The sequence below is a fragment of the Natrialba taiwanensis DSM 12281 genome, assembly GCF_000337595.1.
GTDB classification, from domain to species: Archaea; Halobacteriota; Halobacteria; order Halobacteriales; family Natrialbaceae; genus Natrialba; species Natrialba taiwanensis.
Map to the genome: position 1 here is coordinate 20,075 of NZ_AOIL01000020.1, position 19,832 is coordinate 39,906.

At 56.1% G+C, this 19,832-nt stretch carries 16 protein-coding genes; 9 read left to right on the forward strand and 7 right to left on the reverse strand.

Going from position 1 to position 19,832, the window contains the following annotated elements; genetic code table 11:
* Positions 1-13 precede the first annotated feature (13 nt).
* On the forward strand, positions 14-613 hold the full coding sequence (locus C484_RS07680) for a DUF7437 domain-containing protein (protein WP_006825381.1): 600 nt from the start codon (positions 14-16) through the stop codon (positions 611-613).
* The gene (locus C484_RS07685) at positions 610-1,119 is read left to right on the forward strand and encodes a hypothetical protein (protein WP_006825382.1); all 510 of its coding nucleotides are present in this window, start codon (positions 610-612) and stop codon (positions 1,117-1,119) included. The genes C484_RS07680 and C484_RS07685 overlap by 4 nt, the downstream gene beginning before the upstream one ends.
* Positions 1,120-1,179: 60 nt before the next feature.
* Here C484_RS07685 and C484_RS07690 read toward each other — a convergent pair whose 3' ends face one another.
* Positions 1,180-1,962 carry a winged helix-turn-helix domain-containing protein gene (locus tag C484_RS07690; protein ID WP_006825383.1) on the reverse strand — a complete coding sequence of 261 codons (783 nt, stop codon included), beginning with the start codon at positions 1,960-1,962 and terminating at the stop codon, positions 1,180-1,182.
* The gene (locus C484_RS22900; RefSeq protein ID WP_152422672.1) at positions 1,959-2,162 is read right to left on the reverse strand and encodes a hypothetical protein; all 204 of its coding nucleotides are present in this window, start codon (positions 2,160-2,162) and stop codon (positions 1,959-1,961) included. The genes C484_RS07690 and C484_RS22900 overlap by 4 nt, the downstream gene beginning before the upstream one ends.
* Positions 2,163-2,930: 768 nt before the next feature.
* Here C484_RS22900 and C484_RS07700 point away from each other — a divergent pair.
* Positions 2,931-3,830 (forward strand): hypothetical protein, encoded by a 900-nt coding sequence (locus C484_RS07700; RefSeq protein WP_006825385.1) that lies wholly within the window; start codon positions 2,931-2,933, stop codon positions 3,828-3,830.
* 226 nt (positions 3,831-4,056) lie between these two features.
* The gene (locus tag C484_RS07705; RefSeq protein WP_006825386.1) at positions 4,057-5,028 is read left to right on the forward strand and encodes a homing endonuclease associated repeat-containing protein; all 972 of its coding nucleotides are present in this window, start codon (positions 4,057-4,059) and stop codon (positions 5,026-5,028) included.
* A gap of 649 nt (positions 5,029-5,677) precedes the next feature.
* Here C484_RS07705 and C484_RS07710 read toward each other — a convergent pair.
* The 4 genes from C484_RS07710 to C484_RS07725 form a co-directional block, all read right to left on the reverse strand.
* Positions 5,678-9,709 (reverse strand): HNH endonuclease, encoded by a 4,032-nt coding sequence (locus C484_RS07710; RefSeq protein WP_160164226.1) that lies wholly within the window; start codon positions 9,707-9,709, stop codon positions 5,678-5,680.
* A 202-nt stretch (positions 9,710-9,911) separates the two neighbouring features.
* Entirely contained in the window at positions 9,912-10,358 is a 447-nt protein-coding gene (locus C484_RS07715; protein ID WP_006825389.1) for a hypothetical protein, read from the reverse strand.
* On the reverse strand, positions 10,355-12,064 hold the full coding sequence (locus tag C484_RS07720; RefSeq protein ID WP_006825390.1) for a hypothetical protein: 1,710 nt from the start codon (positions 12,062-12,064) through the stop codon (positions 10,355-10,357). The genes C484_RS07715 and C484_RS07720 overlap by 4 nt, the downstream gene beginning before the upstream one ends.
* Complete coding sequence (locus tag C484_RS07725) at positions 12,054-12,590, reverse strand: hypothetical protein (protein ID WP_006825391.1); 537 nt, start codon at positions 12,588-12,590, stop codon at positions 12,054-12,056. The genes C484_RS07720 and C484_RS07725 overlap by 11 nt, the downstream gene beginning before the upstream one ends.
* Positions 12,591-13,246: 656 nt before the next feature.
* Between C484_RS07725 and C484_RS07730 the strand changes: the two genes are divergently transcribed.
* The 4 genes from C484_RS07730 to C484_RS07745 all read left to right on the forward strand — a co-directional run bounded on the left by C484_RS07730 (position 13,247) and on the right by C484_RS07745 (position 17,368).
* Positions 13,247-14,173, forward strand: a complete 927-nt coding sequence (locus tag C484_RS07730) for a transcription initiation factor IIB (protein WP_006825392.1) — start codon at positions 13,247-13,249, stop codon at positions 14,171-14,173.
* Between the two features lie 94 nt (positions 14,174-14,267).
* Positions 14,268-15,164 carry a biosurfactant protein 1 gene (locus tag C484_RS07735; protein WP_083867309.1) on the forward strand — a complete coding sequence of 299 codons (897 nt, stop codon included), beginning with the start codon at positions 14,268-14,270 and terminating at the stop codon, positions 15,162-15,164.
* 112 nt (positions 15,165-15,276) lie between these two features.
* The gene (locus C484_RS07740) at positions 15,277-15,465 is read left to right on the forward strand and encodes a hypothetical protein (protein ID WP_006825394.1); all 189 of its coding nucleotides are present in this window, start codon (positions 15,277-15,279) and stop codon (positions 15,463-15,465) included.
* Between the two features lie 94 nt (positions 15,466-15,559).
* Entirely contained in the window at positions 15,560-17,368 is a 1,809-nt protein-coding gene (locus C484_RS07745) for an RNA-guided endonuclease InsQ/TnpB family protein (protein WP_006825395.1), read from the forward strand.
* Positions 17,369-18,236: 868 nt separating this feature from the next.
* On the opposite strand, the gene C484_RS07750 is transcribed toward C484_RS07745, so the two are convergent.
* Positions 18,237-18,812, reverse strand: coding sequence for an ArsR/SmtB family transcription factor (locus C484_RS07750; protein WP_006825396.1), 576 nt, complete (start codon positions 18,810-18,812; stop codon positions 18,237-18,239).
* 351 nt (positions 18,813-19,163) lie between these two features.
* On the opposite strand from C484_RS07750, the gene C484_RS07755 reads away from it, so the two are divergent.
* On the forward strand, positions 19,164-19,826 hold the full coding sequence (locus C484_RS07755; RefSeq protein ID WP_006825397.1) for a DUF6735 family protein: 663 nt from the start codon (positions 19,164-19,166) through the stop codon (positions 19,824-19,826).
* Positions 19,827-19,832 lie beyond the last annotated feature (6 nt).

The following is a 19,832-nucleotide window of genomic DNA, read 5'->3' on the forward strand; positions in this document are numbered from 1 at the left end:
ACCAATAACCACCGTGTCACGCACCTCAAACCGCGCCGACGGCGACATCGTCCAGGACTTCCTCTCGGTCGCTGACCTCCTCGAGGAGCCACAGCTGGCCCAGCTGTACGCGTATCTCGCCCGGAAGGGCGAGGCGACCGTCCAGGACGTGATGGACGACCTCGAGCTCGCACAGGGGACCGCCTACAGCTACGTCAATCGGCTCGTCGACGCCGGCGTCGTCGACGTCACCGACGACGAGCAGCCACGCCGGTACGCCGCTCGGGAGATCGACCTGACCGTGACGACGGCTGCCGACGACCGCGAGTACACGATCACGCCGGCGCTGATCGACGCCGTCGGCCGCCGCGAGACGGACGCCGACATCGACACCTACATCGACCGGCACGGTGTCGCCGGCCTCGCAACGGCGCTCACCTACGCGGTCGCCCGCGAACGGGGTGAGGTGACCCACCGGCTGATGGCGGAGGACCTGGACATTTCCCCCCTGGCTGCGGAGATGATTCTGCAGGCGCTCCGCCCCGTCGTCCACGAACATTATGACATCGAGGAAGCTGGGGCAGGGCTCGAGGAGTTGGATATCGACGACGGCGACGCGACTGACGACGCGTGAGCGCGCTCCACATCGCCGACACCGGCCTGTTCGTTGCGATGGGGCAGCCGTCGAACAGTCGCTATCAGGCCGTTCGGCGGTTCGCTCGCCGGAACGACGTCACCTTCGTCCTGCCTGAACGGGTGTACGAGGAGCTGACCGTCGACGATCCTGATGTTGAGGAAGTGCCGATTGACACCGCGATCGACGAGGACTGGGCGACGGTTGCAGCGTCGCTCGAGTTCTCCGAACCGGTTGTCTCGCGGGTGATGGACGGCGTCCAGCGGTACATCGCGAACGCCGACGACCGACCCGCCGACGAGGTCGAGCGGGCCGACGCCGCCCTCGCCGCCATAGCTGCCCAACACCTCAGCGCGGGAACGGCGACCGATGTGTACATCTACACGACCGATATCGCGGCCGGTGAAGGGGTCGAAACCGTGCTCGCGAGTGAGGGGTACGGTGACTCGGTGACGTTCGTGAACGGCTTCCAGCTCATTGAAGACCTGGTTTCGAGTCGTAGCTGAGGGATAGGGACGGAAGGAGACGCATCTTACGAGGATTTGTAGTCGCTCAGCATCTCCCCATTATTCGATACCCAGTACCATCGCTACAAGAGCGACCAGAAATAGACCAGCGACAACCGTCGCTTCGAACCACGAAAACGCAGAAGATGCAGCTAACCCCGCTTGAAGGTCACCCGCAGCACCAACGAGTGCGCCGCCGATGAGCACGAGTACAAAGAGGCCAACGATGAGGCGAACATCGATCTGACCACGTTGGCTGGATGCTGCAGCATCGTTTTCTTTCCATGTACGTAGTGATTCTCCAGTCAACCGCCAATAGACGACGTATTCAGTAACAATCGTAGCAAGCTGTGTTCCACCTCCGACGAACCACGCTGCTCCACCACCACCCGCGATGGCGTATCCCCACACGAGCAGTACATCCGCAAAGGGATCGACCGGCGTTGCTGCGAGTGCTGTACTCAAGCTCGTGAAGATGAGGGCAAACCCGGTGAGGAGGATATACATTCCCAGTCGGCGGGTCATTGCAAACTGGTCCCGAATTAGGTCAAAGGCGTGAACAAGGCGGTCGATTTCAGGCGGAACTACGTCTCGCCGTTCATCTGGATACAGATCCCAAACCAGAACGTTCCCGATTTTCTGTGACTGGACTCGGTTCTTGAGTTCGAGTTCGTCTAATCGGTTCCCGACGCCCTGTCGAGACATATCTACTGCATCGGCGATATCCTGCGTTCCCATCGCGATACGGTCGTTCTCACGGAGGACGTTCAGGATCTGCTCATCTGGAACCTCCTTCCGGTCATTCGTCGAGACGATGTCGACGAGAAGTGAGCGTAGTGTCATACAACCTCTGAGATGACGGCACCGGCTGCAGCTGCAGCGGCCGTTACGAGGACAACGATACCGACGAGGACGTAGACGATCCCCCAGAGGCTGAGATCGATCAGCCCCGTCGTACCCAGCGCGCTTCCGAACAGGAGGAAAATGAATCCCCCGCACACTAGCGCGATAGCGCCCTCGGCGGCATCAAGCAGGTCACTCATCTGTACATCACTCCGTTCTGATCCGAGTCCGTTAGTCGCATCGTTCAGTAACACGTTACATTCCGGGGGTACAAAGGTCATATCTACCGTTTTCGTGATTTCACGCTCTGGGAGGGAGTGGGGATAAACGAAGTGGCTCTTCGCCCCTGCAAACACCGTGTTGGTCCAGAGCAAATTGCACGAAGGCAGCGTGATAGACTTTTCACCACTCATTGATGAAAGCCCTCGGCCGCTCGACGCCCGCGACCGCCGCTGCGCGCCTCATCCCTGCGGTGCTTGCGGGGTCGGGGGACGACCGAGGCGGCCTCGCCCTTTCTGAGTCCGCCAGGCCGGTGGATGGCTGGCCGAGCGACGTAGCCGGCTGGGTAGGTGTGTACGTATCGGCCCGCCCCGCTCGCCGCTGCCGCCCTCCGCGTCGCTCGCGACCGACCATTCCGGGCGTGCAGGCGCTCTCCGCACCGCCCGCACCCGTTCCGGGCTAAAGTGCATGTGCCCTCGGCGCCAGCGGGAAAGCGCGGGGGATTGCGCGGCGTGGCTGCTCACCCCCCACGCTTTCTCCGCTGGCCGCTCGCTCCGGGCGGGTCGGCGCGCGGTGCTGGTTGGGGCCACCTCATGCAGGCGCGCTCTCGCTCGCGCCCGGTAGGGCGCTCGCGAAGGCGCGAGCGAGAGCGCGCAGATGGTTCTGTCGGTCGTTGTCGTCGGAAAACCGCGATGTAGGAGCATCGCGGTGTCGGCGCGTGAGCGCCTTCGGAATCTGGTGTGATTCCAATGTCTAGTAACAACGCTAGCGGAAAGGTTGTTTCGGTCGATGAACAGGCATTCGAGAAAGCGGGCGGTCAGGCGGTCGATGAAGACGGCTTCCCGGTCGTCGACGAGACGCCGGAGTTCGAGGCCGCGGTCGAACAGGAGACGCAGGCGAAGGTGGATGCGAACCACCCGGACGGGATCGCGGACACGAGCGAGGACCGGATTCACGGTGTCACCCTCGAACAGGAGGAGCGCATTCGGGCGCGGGAAGCCGAACTGGAGCGCATCAGTGCCCAGGCCGAGCTGGGAACGCAGGACGGTCGGGAGCAGCGCACGCGGGAGGTCGCTGCCCAAGGGAGCAAGGAACGCCGGCGGAAGTTCCAGAAGCGGGCCGCGACCGTGGACCCGATGGCCGACCCTGAACGGGATGATCCCCGAGCGGAGCTCTCCCAGGATGAACTGGCGACGGTGAACACCGAGGCAGACCGACTCGCGACGCGGTTGGATGGCTGGTCGCGTGCGGCGATCAGTCGACGTCTGGCCGAAGCAGTCGTCGACGGCACGGACATGACGAGTGCGGTCGTGCGGGTGTTCGAGGAGTTGCAGACGGCTCCGGGGGGCACCGTGCCCATCGACGCCCTCGAGGACGTCGATCGCGGCACCGTCACGATCGAAGGCCGTGTGAAGACCCTCTGGGACAGTGATTCACCGGCCATCCAGCAAGTCGGGCTGATCGCGGACGAGAGCGGGCAAACGAAGGTGACGATCTGGAAGGCATCGGACGCGCCGTGGATCGAGGAAGGCGAGAAGGTGCGCATCCACGAAGCGGCCACGAACTGGTACGAGGGCCGGATCTCGGTGGCCGTGACGGGGTGGAGCATCATCCACTTCCCGGAGCGCGGTCGCTGGTGGGAAGCATAGCCAGTCGGAGCAACCTTCTTTTTTGCTGTGTGCCGGACCGACCCTGACCCCGCCGCCCCACCCTCCGCTCCGTGCTCGCTCCTACCGTCGCTGCGCGCGCAGCCACGACCTTACGCACCGGTCCAACATTTATCCGGGAAACCGCGGGAAGGGATGCGCGGCCCGAGCGGGTTTATCGAGCCCCAGAGGGGTGCGGGCGCGACAACATCGCGCTCTTGAATCAACCATGTCCAATGATTCGCATGAGTACGTCTGTGAATTCTGTGGGGAAGACTTCGAAACAGGGAGCAAGAAAGCCGGACATATCTCATGGTATCACCGCGATGATCGCCAAGAAGAGGACTTGATAACCGAACTCCAACGGCTTGCCACCGAGAAAGGGCACCCGCCGGAGATGAGTGAGATGGACACCGAGGGCAAGTACTCGCGAAGTACGTATCTGAGCCACTTTGGAACGTGGAATGACGCGCTACGGGCAGCAGATCTCGAAGTCAAACGCCCCACAAACGTCCCGAAAGACCGGATCATCAAAGCCATTCAGGCGCTTGCTGATCAACTCGGCCATCCACCAACGGTCAACGAGATGAACAACCACGGAAAGTACTCACGGAAAACTGCCAGCAAGCGGTTTGGTAGCTGGAACGACGCCCTACGGAGTGCTGGATTCGAACCACACAACGAGGAAATCCCACGAGAGGACCTTCTTGCAGAAATTCATCGACTCACTGAGGAGCTCGGTCACGTCCCAGCGATTGCTGATTTAGATGAACACGGCCAATACTCGATCAAGGGCTATCTTCGGGAGTTCGGTGGGTGGGATGCAGCAATCACGACGGCAGGTTACGAGCCACATACCCCGTTTCGTGGCTCTGACCATCCGCGGTGGGTCGGTGGCAAAGAGCGGGATCGCTTGTGGTATGGGCCAAAATGGAGTCAGCAGCGTGAACGAGCGATACAACGAGATGGGTTCGAGTGTCAGCGACCGAACTGTGACCACACACGGGAAAGCCACCGAAACCAGTACGGACGCGACCTCCACGTACACCATATTGTCCCGCTGCGGTCTTTCAAGGACGAACACGGTGAGATTGACTACGAGCAAGCGAATGCACTCGATAATCTAATCACACTCTGCAGCGAGCATCACGCTCGGTGGGAGCAGATTTCACCACTACAGCCTGACGTTAGACATTCGTAGCCAGCCAATCACGTCAGAACTCTCCAAAACCCTTAGTCCACATCTGCGGTTGACTTGTGGTGAATCTGCATCTGAAGATGTTTTTCCGCCCTCAGGAGGGCTGGAGGGCAATCGGTTCCGTCCTCCCGAACTCGTTATGAACGACCAGCATTCAACGACAGGCCGTGGGCGGCTCCGAATGCATCTGGTACAGGCATTGACCCGTGCAGAATCAGACGCTGTCCAGCAGCATCTTAGAGCCGCGTTAGAAGAGTGGGAGCGCCAACCACCAACGCACCTACAGGAGTGCCCAGTCTGTGGGAAAGTGGGGTTGCCCGAACGAATTCAGCAGCATCGATGCGGTAAACCAGGCACAGACCGCTACTGAGACAGTGGTTTATTATTCTCAAAACATCTCTTCTTGACGTTCTATACTATCTAGGAGACGGTCTTCAGCTTCTTCTACGAACAGTCGGACAGAAAGATGGAAGTGGAGAGTCTTCTTGCCAGTTCCGAAGCATCTCTATCTCGTCTTCCTTCTTGCTGATGAGACTATCACCAAGAACTCGTTCAAAGAGTCCACCAACTCGAAAACCAAGTAGAGAAACTGGAACAGAAATTCGAGGTATTCCGGAACCAGATTCAGCAACGGCTCTGACGGAGTTTGAATTTATTCCCAACTATGAAAGTCGGTCTCTACGGTCCCAGTGAATTCTCCTTTGTCATCCAAATAGTACACTGCTCTAATCTGTGACTTACCCATCTGGTTCCCGCCCATACCGGTCGAGATCACGCGTTTTTCTCCCTGGACAGGCCAAACGATATCCAAACCCTCCGCCTCCAATTCATCCAGGATATTATCGCTCGCACCAATCATCGACATCGAATTAATTCTATCATGAACTCCCCGTGCTTCAGAAATATCAGCTACACAAACAGGGTCGGGACCCGATTGAGTGAACTGCATGGTTCCTACCCTCCATTCGAGATCAAGTAAATCGGCGAGATAGGGCGATGGGGCATACATTCCGTACTTTTCATTTATCGAGCAGTCGTATTCAGCCTCCCAGAAAAGATCGATTGCCGTATGCTCGATATCAACCGAACTTCCGATTATTATTGAGCTGTCACCTTCCCATCGATCCTCAACTATAGGATGCCACGGATACTCGCCTCTGAAAACCTGCGTCAGAGTTGGAAGAGAACCCAGCGTACTTCTTATCTCCTCACTCTTCACCCACCCCTCTGTAATCCAATCAACCAACTCTTGTTTATCCTCTTGATCGACAACCACCGGGTCAATTCGACAGAATACGTCCCGCTCAATTTCCGAATCACCCCCCTCCTCTGCCTTCCACTTGTACATTCCGTACAACGGGACCCATCCTTCCCCATCGACAGAAACATCCAGCATCGAATCCACCGAAGGGAACTCATCGTGATTTTGAATCCACTCCTCAATCGGCTCGTCCTCAATACGGCAATCATACTCAATTACATCATCAAGAGATAGCTCAGCGTCAAGTTCCGGGCTCAATACTGAAGGATCGATATTCCGATCCCATTGAACCCAAGGCCCGTTGTATGGCTCTTCTCTGGATGAATCCGCGATTCCACAGTTGTCGACAACCCAGGCGATCAACTCGTGATAAGCGATCCACTGATATTTTTTACTGAATTTCTCCGGCTTCCTCGTTCCTCTACCATGATTCGACCAGCGATTCAGATAATGTTCAAACTCGCCAAAGAGATCTGGATCCCAACCAAGTTCGAATACACGCTTTGTAATCCAACGCAACGCCTCCTCACCCGAGATGTCATACCCATGAACGTGGGAACTGTCGTGGTTAGTGTCCAGAACATATCGGGCAAAGTCGCTGCGTCCATCTCCCTCGAACCCTGAACCAGCTAAGCCATACCAGAACTTGGCCTCGACCTCATAATCAGCCTCTTCCAACCGCTCCGTGACCAAATCCTCTAACTCCTCAGAATCCGGTATATCGATACTGAATGCACTATTGTATGGCGGCCTAACCCTGTCAATATCGACGTCAAAATCCCTGTCCAGATTAACAACTGCCTCAATAATTCCACGCGCATAATCCCGAGACAATACATTAGGTACTGGATTCTCATTTTCAAACTCTGATTCATAAACAAACTCTGCAACTTCAGCCGCCGATTCTTGCTGCCTGTTCCTGAGAACCCCGCCGTAAGCTGCTGCATAAACCCGCTCCAAAATATACGGATCATTCACCCCTTGGAATCGCTCAATCAGATCAATGTACACCCGCAGGTCAGACCCTACCACATTAACCAGTGACTTGGTTGCTCGATCCCGAACATACCGATTCGGACAAGAGAAAAACCAGGATAGAGAGATCGACATCAGCCTCTTCAATTCCTCTGATTCGACTGGCTCATGCTCCAAAGAGAACCCCCAATTGATCAGCCGAAAGACTTCGGAGGTCTCCTCATCAAACTCTCCATGAAGAAACTTCGACCAGTTGTTATCGCGTCCAGCAATTGGCTGATCCCACAGCACTTCATGAAGGTACTCCGCATTCAGCGGATGATCAGTGCTTGTCGCCAAAGTAAGAAGAACTCGCCATAGCTCATTTACTTCATCAAGAAGTTCGATCTCACTCCACAAATAATCGTGAACCTCCTTTTTTAATTCGCCCTCTGGAGTAGTTAGCGAATCTGGATCCCGCCAACCCAAGCTCTTGATCACAGGCCTGAGAATTTCACTCGACTCAACCAAGTCAAAAAGCTCCACATCATGCTGCTCAGGCAGATGAATCGCAAACGCCTGAATCAGGCCAGCGTACAAATTTGGTTTGTCGAATAACTCCTGCAATTCATCATTCTCAGAGAATCCCCGTTCAAGATTTTCATCTACGTATAAATCGAGATACTGCTGAGCAAGCTTGTGGTCAGCAAATTTGTCATACGAAAACCTCACAGATTCTCCGTTATCCTCGTTGAATGAAGCTACTTCAGAAATCACTCCTTCACTCAACATATGTCGATAGAGACTCTCAGAATAAGATCGCCGGGGTAGCAGATTATCAACAATCTCTTTGGCATCTTGCTTCGGCAACCGCTTTGTTCCATCACCACGTTCAGCCATCTCCTGAGCCAAGTCATTTACCGCCTGCTGAACCTTATTCACACCAGGATCGTAGTCCAACTCTCGCCAAAGTCGTTCATGCACACCGTCAATATATCCTTCAAAAATCTCAGTCAACCCCTCCGAACCGTGTGAAACCCGACTTTTCCCTTTCCTTTCCAGATTCTCACAGAACAACTTCAGAAACAACGGTACCTGAAACTCGCGCTTAAGAACGGGAATCGAAGAGTGTTCAATACCATGCGCATCAAAGAAGGTGCGAACCGCTTCGTACTCGACTTTACTAAATCCGCCATGCCAGGCTTCTACCAACTGGCCTTCGTCTATGGCGTCCGGCAAGACTAGGTCCTCATAACCAGACCGACAACTCACACAAATGCCAACATACGGATACCCCTCTAATTTCCTTAATACGCCAGGAAGACGCTTGGGCCAAATTCTCGGGGTCAGGCTCTCATTAAGTGCGTCAATCAAAATCAGAGAACGAACACCGCGAGATTCACCAAGTGAATTGAGAGCGCTCAAGAAATCGTCTGTCGTACAATTCAACCCGAACCGGTCAATAATCTGCGTCCAAATGTCCTGATCCGCGAAATTCTCACCGAGAAGAAAAACCGTAGGATAGCCTTCCTCAACACGAGATCGGGCCACGTTACAAAGCGTATGAGTCTTCCCAATACCAGCGTCTCCAAGCAGTTTCAACCCAGAAGCCTCAGCTACCCGTAGCTCCCGGCTTTCCACGAAATTTTGGAGGTTATATATCTCAGTTCGTACCTGCCGGAAGTGATATAGAATATGATTTCCAGGATCTTCCATCGACGCTTCTTCGTCTTTCTGCCTAAGACCGGGCTCTAAATCTTGGATACTCTCCTCAGCCTGGTCAAGAGCCTGTTGAAGGTCATTAAATGGAATCCTCGCAGACACCTCGTCTATACTCCCAAGGACTTCCGGAATCTTGTCTACGGCCTCACGCAAATTCTGGAAAGCATCTTTATCAACATCCTTCAGAATTGAATTGTACCGCTCAGTAAACAAGCTGGATGCCTCCTCATCAAGGTCATCCAACCGGCTTTGAACACTTGCATCAAATTCATCCGTCCGTCCCAACGGTTCGAAAATGTCGGAATTACCCGTATCAACGTGCAACTCAGGATTATACCGGTCTTTAGCGTTCGAAATAGTGACCTCTACTTCCGTCTCAAATTTAGAATCCGTTAACTGGAGCTCAGTCAGAAGCTGATCAGAGAGCTCCGTCGGAGAGGTAGACATCGCCTCCTGCTCTTTCTTCCACCGTTCAAGCTCCTCAATAGGATAGTCTTCCGGGTTCTTGTCGATATGGGTATGATGAGTTGGACATAGAAGAATGAGATTAGAATATTCATCAATCTCCTCATCGCTTAGACTAGGGTCATATCGCGGCCCTCCCTCACTTTGAGCACGGATATGGCAGATCTCACCGACTACCGTCTCCGTTTCAATATCCACGACCTCATTCTCACAGTCAGGATACCCACATTGATTCCCTGACGCTGCCCAGAGCTTCTTTAATGTAGACTGCTTGTAACTCACTCTGCCGTGCATTTGGACGCTACTAATAAAAAGTTACTACCGACAGACTGCCAACCGGGGTAGGCGGGAAGAGAAAAGAGCAGAACAAGCCGGCCAGTCTACTTTCCTCCCTGAATGAATTCTTTGACGAACTGGCAGAAGAGATTGCGGAGTTAATTCAGGAAAGTAGTTCATACAGGGGACAGGCTGGGCTGCCGCAGAATCACACGTCTGTCTGGTACGGTTCGTCTTTGGCCTCCTGTACGTCTTCGTCCTGTTCGATTTCTGATCCGGTTCGTTCCTTGTTTTGGGAGGCGATATCTTTCAGGGAGTCTCTTTGTTCGTCGAATCCGTCACGGAGCTTGGACAGGCCGTTGCTCAATCCGCGTGCAAACCGCTTGCCTTTGGACGTAATGCTGAAGCGGTGTGGCTCTTCGTCCTCGTCAACCTCGGCCAGATCTAGGTCCTCGTAGGCCTGCATTCGGCTGGAGAATCCTGGGTCTAGAGGGCCGTGTTCTTCCCTCCTGAACGCCCAATCTTCAGAGCTTGATTCCGAGTTCCGGTACTGGTAGAGAGACTTGTGAAACTTCAGTCGCCCCTCGATTTCCCCGTCGAAGTCGTCCAGCATCATCAATCGGGGATGGAATACCTCGTCTTCTTCATCGGTCATAGGTAGTCACCTAAAGTCATTTGAAGCGGCGCACGCTGCAAGACTTCTACCTTGTTGAACTCTGAATCCAAGTCTTGGTCAGATGTTGTGACAATCAACTGCTGGTCCAGACCAGTGATGTAGTCTAGTGCGGCTTCTCGGTTTTCGTCTTCCTGAAGGTTCGAAAGTGGTTCGTCCAGCACGATCGTTTCCCACTGGGTGACATCATTGTCAATAGCAAACCGGCTTAGTGTACAGACGAAGGATATGTTCAGTAGTTGTAGTTCGGAGCCGCTGAGATTGCCGCCGCGGTCGTATTCTCGGAGACTATTCCTGCCGGGGAACTGCACCCGTCCTTCCTCATTGATGCTGATCTCCAGGTCTAGGTTAGAGTTCATCTCGTTATACGCTTCTTCCCACGCATCGCTGAACTCCTGAATACCGGCATCAAGACTTTCTTCAGTCAAACCCTCAACCCGTTCTGACGCAGATCCCAGCGCCTCAGTATATGCTTCAAGCCGCTCATCCACTCTCTCGCTTCTCTCGGCTAATTCGTCTCTTTCTGATTTCGCCTCCTCCAAGCTCTCAGAAATACTTTCCAGTTCTTCTTCGACGTGGTCTCGGAGTCGCTGGATATCGTGGTCGTGCTGGTCCAGCCTTCTCTTCACGAACCCATCTAGATCTCCGATCTCCGGCCGTTCATCACGTAGCCTGTCAATATCCTCGTCTACCTCCTCCTTCTGTTCCTGAAGCTCCTCGATCTCTGATTCTAACTCCTCCAAGATGTCGTCTGAACGCTCAATCCGCTCTCCAAGGTTCTCCTTCAATTCGTCCAGAGAGTGGCTTCGACCGCAGTACGGACAGTTTCCGGTTTGGATCCGGTTTTTAGCTTTTTCAGTGCTGATCCGGCGGTCGCAGGTCGGGCAGACAAAGTCGTTGACAGCTTCCGCGATTATCTCCTTTACTTCGGAATCGTAGTTCTGCTCTTTCCGTTTTTTCCGGTGTAGCTTCCGCAGCTGCTTTCTCAATCCTTCTTTTTCTCGGAATAGCTGGCCCAGCTTCTCGTCGAGTTCTTCATCTCGCTGGAGTTGAGAACTGAGTTCCTCAAGCTCACCGGACTCGATCTTGGCCTGTAGGTCTTCGTATTTCTCAAGCTGTGATTCCAGGTCCCGGATCTGCCGCTCTACCTCCTCGGTATCTTCGGATACACGTCGATCTTCGTCTTGTGTTTCGATTACTAGCTGGTTTAGTTGTTCTTCGGCTCTTTCGAACCGGGTGAGGCGCTGTCTGAGCTCGGCGTTGGTGACTTCTCGGACAAGGGAGATGCGTTGGCTGCGGCTTAGGTTGTCCAACGGCATTTTGCCGATGTGGGAGTGGACAAAGTGCGATCTGATGAAGGAGGAGTCCCCAATTTTGTCTTGGAAGGCTTCGGAGGCTTCTGCTCCAGTCAAGTCTACCTCGTCGTCTTCGTATTCTGCTGTGGGGTTACCTCTGAAGAATCTGCTGCCGTCTGTGAATTCGAGCTCAACTTTGTTTTGATGGCCTGTGGCTAAGTCGATCGTGTGCCGGGAGCCGAGAAGGTTGTATAGTATAGCGTTGAAAGTCAGGGTTTTACCGGTTCTGCTACCGCCCCTGAAGAGCAGCGAGTCGCCGCGAATATTCCTGACTGTTTTACCGCGGTGCTCGCCGTCCGCGAACTCCTCAATATCTATAGATTTAATCTTCATTCCCGGTGTCGTACAGTTTCACTGAACTTTTAACTACTTGTTGAAGGTCACGATAACTTCGGTAGCAGAATAAGTAGATGACAAGCAGAGATCCAACCACGGCTATCAAGGCTTCCAATAGTCCTCGGAACACGTATATCGGAACTGGCATGGAGAGTGCGATTACAGCTCCGCTGAGCACTGTAACAAGGTGCTTGTGTGCCTTCTCGTCCATCTCATCTATCGAATCTTGTGTCTCGGTTTCAGCGTCCCAATAAAATTCGTCTTCACCCGTTGAGCTGTTAATCTCGCGGAAGGCCTCTTCAATCGCATTCCCCGCTAAGAGCTCCATCAAGCCATCATTGAAGACTGTGGCCAGGAAAACGACAATCGCAGGCGGGACTACGGCTGCGATTAGTATCATGAAACGGCTTGATTCGAAGGCCAGTATCGACTCCAGCTGCAGCCAATACAGAATCCCGGCAGAATACAGGTAAAGAAACAAAGCGCCCAGCCCACTTTCCATCACACGATCTAAAGCCGACATACCAACCGTTAGCAAGCAAACTGTTACTAACCTTTTCCCAGTACCAGTCAATACCCGGTTTTTGGTTGAGTCGCAGGTCGGAAAAACTAGTACTGAACCAGCCCTGACGGATCTACTCAGGTTGGAGGTTCAGGTCTGAATCAGTAGAGGACGGTCCCCCTCAGGTTTGATTGGCGGGTTTGGATCAGCCCTGGAAGTGGTAGCGACTATTCGTTGTCTGTGGGTTCTTGACTGGAGGGGGCTGGTTGGGTAGTGATAGATTCTCCGTGTTTGAGGCGTTGGACTTCCTGGGGTGTGAGGAGGATGCTAGCTCCGAGTAGTTCTTCGTTCTTGTTGGCCCATTCGTTGATTTCATGTCTAATCCGTGGGTTAACCTCGTGATTTTTGTGTTTAGAATTGGAGGGTTTTGATGCAGTCTAAGTACTGTTTCCGGACCTGATCTCTGTCTACGCGTGTGTAGATGTCCAATCGTCTGGACGCCGCCAATTTCAGCGGTCTCTGCTGACTCTATAGGTTGAATACACTACAGTAACTCAAGCACTTTATTCTGTGCCACAACCCTCCAGAACCGAATTCCGTACTCGATAGCGTTTATTTACCCCTCAATGGGTGAGGGGCGCGCCGAACTGGCGAGTTCCCTGAACACGGTGAGAACGATGGCAACCAGAGACATCTACGAGAGCGGATTCGACGAAGACGTCCGAACGGAATCGAGTGCGAACCAGTGTCCCGAGTGCGACGGACGGGTCACCACGAATGCGGTCGAAACGGTCTGCGAGGACTGTGGGCTGGTCATCGACGAACAGCGTATCGACCACGGGCCGGAGTGGCGGGCGTACGACGACGAGGAGCACGAGCGAACGGGTGCTCCACTCACTGCGGCCCGCCACGATCGCGGCCTGTCGACAGAGATCGGTCGCGGTACCGACGCGAAGGGGAACGAGATCTCCGGGCAGAAGCGACGGCGACTCGCGCGGATGCGCCGTGAGCAGACCCGTGGCCGCTGGCGGTCGAAAGCAGAACGGAATCTCGCCCACGGATTGGGCGAAGTGCGTCGGTTGGCGAGTGCCCTCGAACTCTCCAATTCGGTCCGCGACCAGGCGTGTCAGCTCTTCCGGAGCGCCCAGAACGAGGATCTGCTTCGTGGCAGATCCATCGAGGCCATCGCCGCGGCCAGCGTCTACGGAGCCTGCCGGTGCAACGGCCTCTCGCGGTTAGTGGACGACGTCAGCGAAATGGCCCGCGTCGCAGAGTCACAGGTCACGAATGCGTACAAAACGCTGAACGAAGAGCTGAGCCTCCCCGCTGAGCCAGTCTCCCCCAGCATGTTCGTGCCGCGACTCGCCTCGGACCTCGAGTGTCCGGACGAGATCCGACAGCGGGCCCGAACCCTCGCTGAGCAGGCCGAAGAGCGCGGCGTGACGACGGGCGTCCATCCGGCCGGATTCGCTGCGGCCTGCCTCTACAAGGCCGGTCGCGAAGAGGGGCGATGGTTGACGCAATCCGAGGCTGCGGACGTGGCGAACACCTCGAAGGCGACTGTCCGTGCACACCGGGATACGTTGGAGGAACAGGTCGCCTGACGCAGTCCACTGTCTCTCCGTCTGTACTGCACATCGTTCTATCCACGCTACGATTTAAACACGAAGACGAGCCATGTTCTCTGTAGACTCCGTTATGAACGGTCGTTACTCCGACTTTGAGGAACTGCGGCCGACCGGCGAGGCATCCCACATTCCGGACACGAGGCTGGACGACGGGTGTGAAGGTGACCCCCGACGGCAACGCGTCGCGACGAGCGCTGGTAGCTACCCTGATGCGCCGACGGCAGACGACAACGAGTGCCGGTCCTGTGGAGCGCCAGTCCCAGACGGCCAGACGAAATGCCGGTTCTGTCTCACCAACCATCTCGGGAGTGACGCCACCAGCACGAACGAGGCAGCGTCGACGACGTTCCTCGGCATCGTCCACCTGGTCGTCGAGTCGACCACGTTCTACGGCGCCGTCGCGAAGGGCGGCGCCGCGGCGAACCTTCTCTCTGCCAACGAGGCGGAGCCGGCCGTCGACGACTACACGCTCATCTACGATCTCGACGAGGCGCCGGCGCGCCAGCTGGCCGAGCAATGGCCCTCACTTCCCGACGCGGTACAGGTGTCGTCAGCGGAGGGAGAGCGGCTTCTCAGTGCCGCCCGTGACCGGACTGGGTGGCACGGGCAGGAAGCGTCGGAGCGTCAGGAGCAGGCCCCGACGCGGCTCTACGACCAACGTGGGGACGGCATCCGCGACGCGTCGCGTCTCGACGCGGTCCTCAACAACGCCGACGATGCGGTGTGGCTGGTTCCAGCGATGGGGCTGACCGAATCCGCTGGCGAGGCTGCGGCTGATCGCCAGGTGTCGTCGGTACCGACGACTCATGAACTCGACTGTCAAAACTGTGAACGGGCGACCGACCATCGATTCAAGACCCACGAGTCGGTCCCGGATGAGGCGTGGACGGGGCAACCGATCTGGGAGTGCCGGGTGTGTGGCTCAGCTCGCTACGGACCCAGCAAAGCGGGTCAGGACTTGTCTTAACCAACATAGCGACACAGTAACACACCAATGTTGGTTAACGAGCAGGCCCAGTCCGGCAGCTACCCGCAGCCGGAGAGGTTTCTCTGCGCCGTGAATCGGCGAGGCGCTTCACATGGATCCACGCAACACACCCGGATATCGCCTGCATCGGTCACTCACCAATCTCAAGCGCATCGAGACGGCCGGACTCGACGACGCAGATCAGGAGCGGATCGAGGCAGCGAGAGCTCTCCTGCAAGACGTGAGTCTGCTCTCCCAGCCGGAACACAGCGGGGACGTCGGAACACAGATCGAGTCCTGAGCGGCGTTATAACGAGGAATTCGGGTGTCTCGCTCCGGAGGCTGTTTATTGCCCCCCAGAAGGGGTGCGGGGGAGAGAACCCCGAGGCCAACAGATGACCCACCTCACTGAACAATTCCATATTCCCAGAGAGTATCACGCCGCCTGTTCCCGAATCCTAGAGATCGGGCAACGTCATCTCCGTCGATTGCTTGAGGAAGAATACTGGCGAGACAGGCACCTCGAAGCGATTCAGTCCCGCGATAGCAACGACCACACCTACGTTCGAGACGACGAGTACGAGCCGTTCGAGGACACGGACGCATACCTCTACAACCGATTCAAGCGATGTATCTACCATCGTGTTACTCGGATTCTAAAAGCTCATCGTGAGAAGTACCGTGCCTTCCGGTTCATCGTCGACACTGTCGAGGAACGAAAAATCAGGCGGATTGGATGGCAGCAGCTTCGAAGCCGCCTATTCGATAGTGGAGACTCACCGTACATCCAGTGGAGCAATATCGAAACCGTCGTCGAGCAGCTAAACAATCATTACGACCGGCATGGTCGATTTCCTGAAGCATACACGGACCTCGTCGACTGTCCCCAGCCCGACGCCACGGTTCCCTTTGGCCCGGACAGCCGTGGAGACATCCACGAGGTCCAAGCCGCGGACGGAGACGTCGTGGTGATGCTGAAGGCGCCGGATTCGCTATCGCCCAACTCGTATGCCGACTGGACAGAGCACGAAATACGGTTCCCAGCCCACCAACGGTTCAACGAGATGCTTGAGGCAGGGGAGCTGAAAGCGCCGACACTGCATTCCTCCGAACACGGCTATACGCTGGACGTGCCAGTGGATATTCCCGAGACCCCCGTTGACACCACTTCCGACCGTGTTCTCGCTGTGGATCTCGGCGTGAAAAAGCAGGCGACTGCGGTTGTGCTGGAAGGGTCTGAAGACGGGAAGGAGGAATCCCAGATCGCGCCACCCAACTTCGTCGACCACCACGCGAAGGACAAACTGTTTCGAGTGAAAGCCGACGCCGAGGGCATAGACAGCCGCCTTGCCGAACTCCGCCAACAGGGCAAGAGCCATACCGAGCAGTTCGCTCACCTCCTCAACGAATATCGCCGGACGCGACGGAAGGAGCGGCGTCTCCGCGACCAGATTCAGCACGATGTAGCAAATCAGCTGGTGTGGCTCGCGGCCGTTCACGAGTGCGAGACGCTCGTCCTCGAGTCGCTAGGGCAGTTTGAGGCCGAAGGCACGGATGGCGTGACCGCATGGAGCATCTCGACGTGGGCCCATGGGAAGCTGCTGGAACGGATTAGGTACAAAAGTGACCTCCTTGGGATCGATGTCGAGGCGGTGAATCCTTGGGGGACATCACGATACTGTCCGCGGTGTGGCGAACGTGGCAAGACCGTGAAGGCCCCAACCGACCACACTGAGCTGCGCAACGGCGGCCACTTCTACTGTCCCAGCTGTGGGTATGAGTGCGACCGTGATGTTGTCGGTGCGATCAACGTCGGACGGAAACACCTCGCTGAAAGTCGGATGGAAACAGCGAATCCCTGTGTCTACACGGCGCAGGGAAATCACGCCAGCTTTCCATCACGCCCCACCTGCGAGCGTGTCCGTTCTGAGGCCGGCACGGAGGATCCAGAACCCGTGTCGGTGCCTGGCGTTCAGTCCGCGGCCAACAGTGAACAGGATTCGGCGAGTGGCCGTCAGACCCGATTGTCCGAGTACCGTTCTTCGTCCCTCAGTACGACACGAAGCCGGGCAGAGGGAGGACTGCAACAAAATCAGAGCAGGAAGACGGGACTGCGGTGTCCCAGCGGGAGCATTACGAAGGAGTGCTTGCTCGCCAGCACGACAGATTCCCACGAGGTGCTTCCAAATCCTGCCGAAAATTAGAACGGCTACGATGACTTTGAGGTGAACGATACTTGTGGAGTTCCGGGGTTACGAGGGTGGAATCATGAACCACGAGTTCTTACGAGAACTCGCCACCACATCGAGGCTGACAAAGAACTCCATATCCAGGCAACAGGGTCCACAAAACGTCTCCTCCCCTGTTCGTGAAGCGGTACGCCGATCGCGGCGGGTACGCATTCGTCAGCCTATGCGACTGGCTTTATTTCCTACTCATAGACCCTCTTTACCCCCAGAATCGGTAGATTCTACACGTGTGTTTCATATCGAACCTGGATGTCTACCGTTCTCGGGCGATCGACGATGACTCTGAAGGGAGTCGCGGACCGCCACAGACCGCATTGAAGTACACTTGTTCCGCGTGAATCGAACGGTTCTCTACGTCGGCTAACAGACATACCTCCTCCCCCTGATGATTCTGCAAAGCACTCATATTGAACTGACCAAAGCAGGCGAGCGTTGATTCGTTCAGCACGGTTGCCTTGTAACACCGCTGTACGTCCGTGTGGTTCGTCATTGTGACCGGAACAACGGTGTCGTTGCCCTGCTCAACATACACCGTGTCGGCTTCAACGCGGGCAGCTGTTCCGGACAGCCAGAACGACGCAGACTCTAGGGGCTGGACGGAGTTTTCTGACGCAGTGTGGGGTGTCTGTGCTGGTGGTGACGTCGGGGAGGCCACGGAGCCAATACAGCCCGAGAGAAGGACGAGTGTTACGAGGGCGAACGTTTGGAGTCGAGGTCGCATATGTGAGAAGTGGTTAGTCTACTGGATAATGGTCTTGCCCGGACAAATGGCTCTTTGAGCGGCAGTTTGAGAACCACCCAAGCGAGAAGTGGAGTGGCCAGCTTAGGTTCGAAACCAGGTCCAGCCAGCAACTAGAATCAGTCCGACTGCGAATACGACGAGACCAGCCGGGAGCCCCCAAAGGGGGTCCGGCTGGTTCATCTCCGGACCGGGTCCAGTAAAGGTTACTTCGACAGTCGTCGCCCGGATGCGTGTGACGATCCACTGGGCGAGGAGACTCAATACGCCGATGATGCCGACGACACCCAGTACGTCCTTTAGCTGCTCGCTCGACATCGGCTTCGTCTCGGAGGACTGTGCCACAAGTATCAGTGGATCATGCGTAGGGCCGTAGAGCGTCATCTGATTGCCCGACTCCGCGTGCGCAGTTCCGACGTCCATAATTATTCCTGCCGTCTCCAGTTTCCCAAGATGGTATTGCACGTTCTGGAGTGAGGTGTCGACGTAATCAGCGAGTTCCGAGGCAGTTCGTGGCTCCTGATAGATGGCGGCGGTAACGTCACGTGCGGTATTAGATGCTAATGCCTCGCACACTGGATCGGCGGCATCATCACCGATCTCAATCAGTTGCTCTTCTGCTGGATTTTCACGTGTGGAAAAAGAAAAGATTCGGCTCATCGTGGGCTGTGCGTCTGTACTACCTAGGTTCGGATAATCATAATGACCAGTTCAATCGTTCTTTTAGTAGCCTGAATTCCCGCGATATATCTTCAGTTGCATTCCAAAATCCGCCTCAGTTCCCTCGTGCGGTGATTCGCAATTCGTCCGCGGTGTCACTGTATGTTCTGATGTGGTTAGCAGGCCACGGCTGAGAGGAATCAAAACGGTCACAGATGACTCAGACACCACTACTGCTCGCGATCGCCCTCGACGATCAAACTCACGACCCGATCGACGAGTAGCGTTGTTCGTCCCCCGGGAGGGGTGCGGGGCGATCCAGTCGCGGTCGCCCCGTGAGGTGATTGCTCGATGGGACACCGCGCACTCGTTGCGTACGAACGCACGGACGGACAGTACACGCTCCACTACAGCCATTGGGGCGCAGCGAACCTGAAGCTCAAGCACCGAATCTCGGCTGAGTCGCCATTCGGTGGCGACGACACCGACTCCAAGTGGGCGAAACAGCTCCTCGCAGAGCTTGCCGATGGCCTCGAGGCAGATGCCGTCGACGGCTACCTCGGTGGCGAGGATCGACCGTCGACGGTCGTCGAGCCGAAGCCCCGCGCCACCGGGCTCACCCTCGACGAGATCGTCGCTGACCATCTCGACTACCTCCACCACGAGGCGTTCTTCGTGGTGTCGACGACGTTCGAGGTGACCGCCTATCGGACGCTGTGGTTCGGGCTCCAGTACGACTCGGAGACGGTCGAACAGGGAGAGACAGTCGGGAACGGCGCGCTCGCGACGGTGCGCTGGTACGACGGCGAGCCGGTCGGCGACGGCCACCTGCAGGGCCAGTTCGCGGCCCTCAAAGACGTCGTCGGCGACATGCTCGACAAGGGCGTCTTCACGCCGTCGACGGCGAGGCAGTACCTGAAACGGAAGCTGGCCGAGCGAGTCGGAGACCGACAGGAGCTGCTCATTCCGACCGGAGAATTACCCTTCGAGAAGGCGAGTCTCAGCAAGCCGTAACACCAC

Excerpts from the sequence above, each read along its gene's own strand:
- C484_RS22900 (WP_152422672.1), bottom strand. The coding sequence starts at position 2,162 with ATGAGTGACCTGCTTGATGCCGCCGAGGGCGCTATCGCGCTAGTGTGC.
- C484_RS07705 (WP_006825386.1), top strand. The coding sequence starts at position 4,057 with ATGTCCAATGATTCGCATGAGTACGTCTGTGAATTCTGTGGGGAAGAC.
- C484_RS07725 (WP_006825391.1), bottom strand. The coding sequence starts at position 12,590 with ATGTCGGCTTTAGATCGTGTGATGGAAAGTGGGCTGGGCGCTTTGTTT.
- C484_RS07740 (WP_006825394.1), top strand. The coding sequence starts at position 15,277 with ATGGATCCACGCAACACACCCGGATATCGCCTGCATCGGTCACTCACC.
- C484_RS07690 (WP_006825383.1), bottom strand. The coding sequence starts at position 1,962 with ATGACACTACGCTCACTTCTCGTCGACATCGTCTCGACGAATGACCGG.
- C484_RS07720 (WP_006825390.1), bottom strand. The coding sequence starts at position 12,064 with ATGAAGATTAAATCTATAGATATTGAGGAGTTCGCGGACGGCGAGCAC.
- C484_RS07735 (WP_083867309.1), top strand. The coding sequence starts at position 14,268 with ATGAACGGTCGTTACTCCGACTTTGAGGAACTGCGGCCGACCGGCGAG.
- C484_RS07750 (WP_006825396.1), bottom strand. The coding sequence starts at position 18,812 with ATGAGCCGAATCTTTTCTTTTTCCACACGTGAAAATCCAGCAGAAGAG.
- C484_RS07700 (WP_006825385.1), top strand. The coding sequence starts at position 2,931 with ATGTCTAGTAACAACGCTAGCGGAAAGGTTGTTTCGGTCGATGAACAG.
- C484_RS07755 (WP_006825397.1), top strand. The coding sequence starts at position 19,164 with ATGGGACACCGCGCACTCGTTGCGTACGAACGCACGGACGGACAGTAC.
- C484_RS07730 (WP_006825392.1), top strand. The coding sequence starts at position 13,247 with ATGGCAACCAGAGACATCTACGAGAGCGGATTCGACGAAGACGTCCGA.
- C484_RS07715 (WP_006825389.1), bottom strand. The coding sequence starts at position 10,358 with ATGACCGATGAAGAAGACGAGGTATTCCATCCCCGATTGATGATGCTG.
- C484_RS07745 (WP_006825395.1), top strand. The coding sequence starts at position 15,560 with ATGACCCACCTCACTGAACAATTCCATATTCCCAGAGAGTATCACGCC.